Source organism: Streptomyces sp. NPDC029014, from assembly GCF_055564695.1.
In genome coordinates this window covers 1-6,513 of the sequence record NZ_JBVHVT010000049.1, presented here as the reverse complement: position 1 = coordinate 6,513, position 6,513 = coordinate 1, and the positions used below count along the sequence as shown (strand labels likewise).

At 75.5% G+C, this 6,513-nt stretch carries 4 protein-coding genes and 1 pseudogene; all 5 read left to right on the top strand.

Features of this window, described 5'->3' with window-relative positions; genetic code table 11:
- A pseudogene (locus tag ACZ4VL_RS25200) lies at positions 1-105 on the top strand (RlpA-like double-psi beta-barrel domain-containing protein); the annotation flags it as partial.
- Positions 106-332: 227 nt separating this feature from the next.
- Positions 333-899 carry a hypothetical protein gene (locus tag ACZ4VL_RS25195; RefSeq protein ID WP_468204091.1) on the top strand — a complete coding sequence of 189 codons (567 nt, stop codon included), beginning with the start codon at positions 333-335 and terminating at the stop codon, positions 897-899.
- A gap of 229 nt (positions 900-1,128) precedes the next feature.
- Entirely contained in the window at positions 1,129-2,229 is a 1,101-nt protein-coding gene (locus ACZ4VL_RS25190) for an LLM class flavin-dependent oxidoreductase (protein WP_468204089.1), read from the top strand.
- A complete protein-coding gene (locus ACZ4VL_RS25185; protein ID WP_468204087.1) occupies positions 2,226-2,879 on the top strand; it encodes a CE1759 family FMN reductase in 654 nt (217 codons plus the stop codon). Before ACZ4VL_RS25190 ends, ACZ4VL_RS25185 begins: the two co-directional genes overlap by 4 nt.
- A 149-nt stretch (positions 2,880-3,028) precedes the next feature.
- Positions 3,029-6,412 (top strand): AfsR/SARP family transcriptional regulator, encoded by a 3,384-nt coding sequence (locus ACZ4VL_RS25180; RefSeq protein ID WP_468204085.1) that lies wholly within the window; start codon positions 3,029-3,031, stop codon positions 6,410-6,412.
- The last annotated feature ends 101 nt before the right edge of the window (positions 6,413-6,513 follow it).

The following is a 6,513-nucleotide window of genomic DNA, read 5'->3' as shown; positions in this document are numbered from 1 at the left end:
GGTCCGTCGGGTAGTTGTGCGCTGCTGAACAATGCGGCTTTCGAGCAGGTGCGGGAGCCGGGCAAGAACCTGATCCGGCGGGCGCGCATCGAGCGCGTGGGCTGAGCGGCCGGGAGCTGACGCGAGGCCACCGGTGCCACGGCGGGGCATGCCGTCCCCGCCGTGGCACCGGGGTCTGGCCCCCGGCTCGATCGCCTTCAGTCGTCCGTTGTCAAGCCCCGAGGTCTCGGGGCGTGACCCGCGGGCCCGTCGGGGGCGCAATGGAGGTACACGCGCCGGCGGAGGAAGGCCGTGCACCGCGCGCCCGCCGCCCCCGAACCAGGAGCCACCGTATGACCAGCAGGATTCGACGCCTGGCCGCCTTCACGGCCGCCCTCGTGGGCGTCCCCGTGGACGACGAGACCAGGCGCGTGCGGTGGCTGTGGGCGGGTGCGGTGATCGGCCTGGGGCTGGCGGCGCTGATCATCGCCGGCTACACGGTCAGTGCCGTGTCCGGATCTGCGTCCGGCGGCCCGTACCCGGTGGGCGCGGACGCGGATCGGCCGGGGCTGCCCGATCCGCCCGCCAGGGGCCAGGCGGAGCGTCCGCATGTCCTCCAGGCGTCCGACGCCGCGGTCGAATGGGCGAGCGTGTCGGTGGCGGCCGTCTCTGCCGTGGGCGGGATGATGAGCGGGGTCGCCGCCGTGATCACCACTCGGCGTAGTAGGCAGCGGGCCGTGGCCCCGGCTACGGCCACGACCCCGGCCCCGGTGGAGCCGGTCCCGGCCGTCGAGCTGCCGCTGCAGGCGTCGCCGGCCGCTTCACCCCCGCGCGTCTCGTGCCGCCGCGAGCCGTCCCCGAGGCCGCGCCCGCCCGGGCGGCGGGAGAGGTCCTTCCGTCACCCCGACCCCCCGCGCTGAGCCCCTTCCCCTCGCCTCCGGCCGCCGCGCCGCGGTGTCCGGATTCGGGGCGTGAGGTGACAGACAGCGGGCGACGGTGTGTTTCTGCTGGCCAGGGGCTGATAGGTCACTGTCCGGAGGCGTCGGCCGCGCGATCGGCCCGCCTGTACGCCCACGGGCGGGAATACCTCGGGTGCACCCCCCGTTCCCGGGTATAGTTGAAACGTAAACCAGTTTGGGAAGGGGAGCCATGCAGTTCGGGATCTTCACCGTCGGTGACGTCACGGCTGATCCGACGACCGGACGCGTGCCCGGTGAGCACGAGCGGATCAAGGCGATGCTCGCCATCGCGCAGAAGGCCGAGGAGGTCGGCCTCGACGTCTTCGCCACCGGCGAGCACCACAACCCGCCGTTCGTCCCCTCCTCGCCGACGACGATGCTCGGCTACGTCGCCGCGCGCACCGAGAAGCTGATCCTGTCCACGTCCACGACGCTGATCACCACGAACGACCCGGTGAAGATCGCCGAGGACTTCGCGATGCTCCAGCACGTCGCGGACGGCCGCGTCGACCTGATGATGGGCCGCGGCAACACCGGCCCGGTCTACCCCTGGTTCGGCAAGGACATCCGCGACGGCATCGACCTCGCCATCGAGAACTACGCCCTGCTGCGCCGGCTGTGGGACGAGGACGTCGTCACCTGGAAGGGCAAGTTCCGTACGCCGCTGCAGTCCTTCACGTCGACCCCGCGCCCGCTGGACGGCGTCGCGCCCTTCGTCTGGCACGGCTCCATCCGCTCGCCCGAGATCGCCGAGCAGGCCGCGTACTACGGCGACGGCTTCTTCCACAACAACATCTTCTGGCCGGCCTCCCACACCGAGCAGATGGTGAACCTCTACCGGCAGCGCTACGCCCACTACGGCCACGGCACCCCCGAACAGGCCATCGTCGGCCTCGGCGGCCAGGTGTTCATGCGCAAGAACTCGCAGGACGCGGTACGCGAGTTCCGCCCCTACTTCGACAACGCGCCGGTGTACGGCCACGGCCCGTCCCTGGAGGACTTCACCTCCCAGACGCCGTTGACCGTCGGCTCGCCGCAGCAGGTCATCGAGCGGACCCTGTCCTTCCGGGACTACGCCGGCGACTACCAGCGCCAGCTCTTCCTCATGGACCACGCGGGCCTGCCCCTGAAGACCGTCCTGGAGCAGCTCGACCTGCTCGGCGAGGAGGTCGTGCCGGTGCTGCGCAAGGAGTTCGCAAGCCTGCGCCCGGCCGGCGTGCCGGACGCACCGACGCACTCCGCCCGTGTGGCGGCGGCCCACGAGACCCCGAAGGAGAAGACGCAGGCATGAAGCTCGTCATCGTATCGGCGGGACTGAGTTCGCCCTCCTCGACGCGGCTGCTCGCCGACCGGCTCACGGCCGCGACGCTGCAGCACGTGGACGCCGAGCCCGAGGTGATCGAACTGCGGGGCCTGGCGACGGAGATCGCCCAGCACTTCGTCACCGGCTTCCCGTCCGCCCGACTGGCCGCCGCGCTCGACGCGGTGGCGGCCGCGGACGGCCTGATCGCCGTGACCCCGGTGTTCGCGGCGTCGTACAGCGGCCTGTTCAAGTCCTTCTTCGACGTCATCGACAAGGACGCCCTCACCGGGAAGCCGGTGCTCCTCGGCGCGACCGGCGGCACGGCCCGGCACTCCCTGGTCACCGAGCACGCGCTGCGCCCGTTGTTCACCTACCTGCGCGCGCTCGTCCTGCCGACCGCCGTGTACGCGTCCTCGGAGGACTGGGGTGAGGAGGGGCTGGCCCAGCGCATCGCCCGTGCCGGCGCGGAGCTGGCGCGCTTCGTGGCGCCCGCCGCGTGGGACGCCGCCCCGGACGTCGACACCGCCGTCGCGATCGCACCCCGTTCGCTGACCGGGTCGATCACGTCGGTGGACCCGGCGGACGGCTTCGAGGTGGTGCCGTTCGAACAGCGGCTGGCCGCGCTACGGGCCCGGTAGCCGCAGCAGGGCCGGTTGCGACCGGGCCGGGATCTTTGCCCGCCCGACCGTCCCGCCGCGCCGGCACCTCCGTGGCCCGACCCGTCGGGCCGGGCGCCCGGGGCGAAAGCCGGTGGCGGTTCCGGTCGGGCACCACGCAGAATTGGCCGGTGCAGTACCTCATCCTCGGCGTCACCGAAGCACGCGACGACACCGGTGCCCCCCTCGTCATCGGCGGCGCCCGCCTGCGCGCACTCCTCGCCGCGCTCGCGCTGCGGGCCGGTGGGCCGGCCGCCGCCTCCGTCCCCGACCTCGTCGACGAGGTGTGGGACGACGACCCGCCCCGCAACGCCCCGGCCGCCCTCCAGGCGCTCGTCGCCCGGCTCCGCCGGGCCCTCGGCGGACGGGACACCGTCGTGGCCGATCCCGCCGGCGGCTACCGCCTCGCCGTCGCCGGCCGCGACGACGTCGACCTGCACCGTTTCACCCGGCTCGCCCGTGAAGGGCGCGCCCGGCTCACCCAGGACCCCGCAGACCCCGCCCGCGCCGCAGAGGTCCTCCGCTCGGCCCTCGCCCTGTGGCGCGGCCCGGCCCTCGCCGACCTCCCGGAAGCCGTCCGCCGCGACCACGCCGCCGCCCCGGAGGCGTACCGCGCCGCCGCCCTGCGCGACCGGATCGAGGCCGACCTCCGCTCCGGCCACGCCGACCCGGCGGGGCTGCTGCCCGACATCGAGGCGCTGATCCAGGGGAGTCCGTACGACGAGACCCTGCGCGGCCAGCAGCTGCGCGCCCTGCGGGCGGCCGGCCGCACCGCCGACGCCCTCGCCGCGTACGAGCACGCCCGCCGGACGCTCGCCGACGCCCTCGGCACCGACCCGGGCCCCGAACTCGCCGCCCTCCACGCCGAACTCCTGCGCCCGCCGGCCGCGGTGCCGGCTGCCTCGGTGCCGGCCGCTGAGGTCCCGGCCGCTGAGGTCCCGGCCGCTGGAACCCCGGCCGCTGGAACCCCGGCCGCCGGAACCCCGGCCGCCGGGCACCCCGCCCCCGCGGGCGGGAACCTCCGGCCCCGGCTGAACTCCTTCGTCGGCCGCGAGCCGGAACTCGCCGCCCTCCAGGCCGACCTGGCCCGGCTCCGCCTCGTCACCCTCACCGGACCGGGCGGTTCCGGGAAGACCCGACTCGCCGAGCAGGCCGCCGCCGCCCACCCCGAGCCCGGCTGGCTGGTCGAACTCGCCCGCCTCGACCAGCCCGCCGCCGTCCCCGGCGCCGTCCTCAGCGCCCTCGGCCTGCGCGAGAACACCCTCGTGGCCCGCGAGAAGTCCACCGCCGAGGACCCCGCCGCCCGGCTCGTCGAACTGTGCGCCGACCGCCGCCTGTTGATCGTCCTCGACAACTGCGAGCACGTCATCGGCGCGGCCGCCGAGCTCTCCGAGCTCCTCCTGACCCACTGCCCCGGGGTCCGGATCCTGGCCACCAGCCGCGAACCCCTCGGTGTGCCCGGCGAAACGCTCCGCCCCGTGGACCCCCTCCCGCCCGATCCCGCGCACCGCCTCTTCGCGGACCGGGCCGCCGCCGTCCGCCCGGGCTTCACCCCCGGCGAGGACCCGTCCGCCGTCGCCGAGATATGCGCCCGCCTCGACGGGCTCCCGCTCGCCATCGAGTTGGCCGCGGCCCGGCTGCGGCTGCTCACCCCGCGCCAGATAGCCGACCGCCTCGACGACCGCTTCCGCCTCCTGACCGGCGGCGCCCGTACCGTCCTGCCCCGCCAGCAGACCCTGCGCGCCGTCGTCGACTGGTCCTGGGACCTCCTCGACGACGGGGAACGCACCGTCCTGCGCCGCCTCTCCGTCTTCGCCGGCGGCTGCGACCTCCCGGCCGCCGAGGCCGTCTGCAGCGACGGCCCCGACGGACCCGACGGTGCGGGCGGCGCCCTGGACGTCGCCGACCTCCTCGGCTCCCTCGTCGACAAGTCCCTCGTCGTCGCCACCCCCGACCCCGACGGCCACGGCATGCGCTACCGCATGCTCGAAACGATCCACGAGTACGCCGCCGAACGCGCGGCCGCGCACGCCCCCGACCGCCACGCCGCCGCCGACCGCCACGCCGCGCACTTCCTGGCCCTCGCCGAGGAGGCCGAGCCCCTCCTGCGCGGCGCCGCCCAGCTCCGCTGGATCCGACGCACCGAGACCGAGCTCGACAACCTCCGCGCAGCCCTCCTGCACACCACCGGGACCGGCGCCACCGGGACCGGCGCCACCGGGACCGGCGCCACCGGGACCGGCGCCACCGCGAGCGGCGAGACCGGCCAGCGGTTCGCCCTCGCCCTCGGCTGGTTCTGGTGGCTGCGCAACTACCGCGCCGAGGGCGCGCAATGGGCCGGCCGGGTCCTGGAGACCCTCTCCGCCGAGCCGCCCGAGGGCACTCCCGCGTACTGGCGCTTCATGCGCCTGCGCATGCTCCACGTCTTCCTGCTCGCCGAAGGCCAGGCGCCCGACGACTTCCGCACCCCCGAGAACATCGCCCTCGCCGCCCGTATCCGGCAGGTCTTCCGGGCCGAGGGCCCCGAGACCGCCCGCTTCCCCGGCATGCTGTGGCCGATGACCACCCTCCTCACCGGCAACGTGCTCGACATGCGCGAGGGGCTCGACGAGACGGTCGGCAACTGCCGCCGCCACGGCGACGACTGGGAACTGGGTGTCGCCCTCCTGCTCCGCACCCACCTGGCCATCGACCTCACCGGCGGCCTGTCCACCGTCGACGCCGACCTCGCCGAACTCCACGAGATCGCCCACCGGGTCGGCGACCGCTGGACCCGCGCCCAGGTGGCGAGCGCCGCCGGCGAGGTCGCGCTCTCCCGCGGCCGCTACGACCTGGCCCGAGCCGAGTACGAGGAGTGCCTGCGCCTCGCCCGCGAGGTCGGCGCCCACATGGAAGCGCCCTTCACGGTGGCGCGGATCGCCGAGACCGCCTTCTGCGCGGGGGACTTCGCCGGCGCCGAGCGGCTGCTGGCGGAGGCGGACCGCGAAGTCGACCAGTACGGCGGCGTGTACGACGTCCGGGCCTACGCCGGCATGCTGTGGAGCCTGCTCGCCCTCGTCCGCGGGGACCTCGGGCGGGCCCGGCAGGCGTACGAGCTGGCCCGGGCCGCATCCGAACGGTTCTCGGCGCCCCCGCAGCTCACCGCCGGCCTCGACAACATCGACGCCGCGCTGATCGGCCGCGAAGCAGGCCCGGAGGCGGGCCTCGCCGCCATCGGCCCGGCCCTGGCCTCGGCCGTCGCCGCGCACTGCGCGGAGCGCATCCTCGCCTTGCTCACCGACACCGCGGCCGTCCTGCTGGCCGGGTCCGGCCGCGCCGCACCGGCCGTACGGGCCCTTGCGGCGGCCACCGCATGGCGTGCGGGCCACCCGCGTTCGGTCCCGGAGCAGGCCACCGTCGGCCCGATCCCGGACACCACCCGCGCGGTGCTGGGCCCCGACCGCTACGAGGAGGAGGCGGCGGCGGGCGCCGCGCTCTCCCCGGCCGAGGTCGTCGCCCTCCTCACGGGCAGCTGAACCCGGCCCGGGGGGGGGGGGGGGGGGGGGGGGGGGGGGGGGGGGGGGGGGGGGGGGGGGGGGGGGGGGGGGGGGGGGGGGGGGGGGGGGGGGGGGGGGGG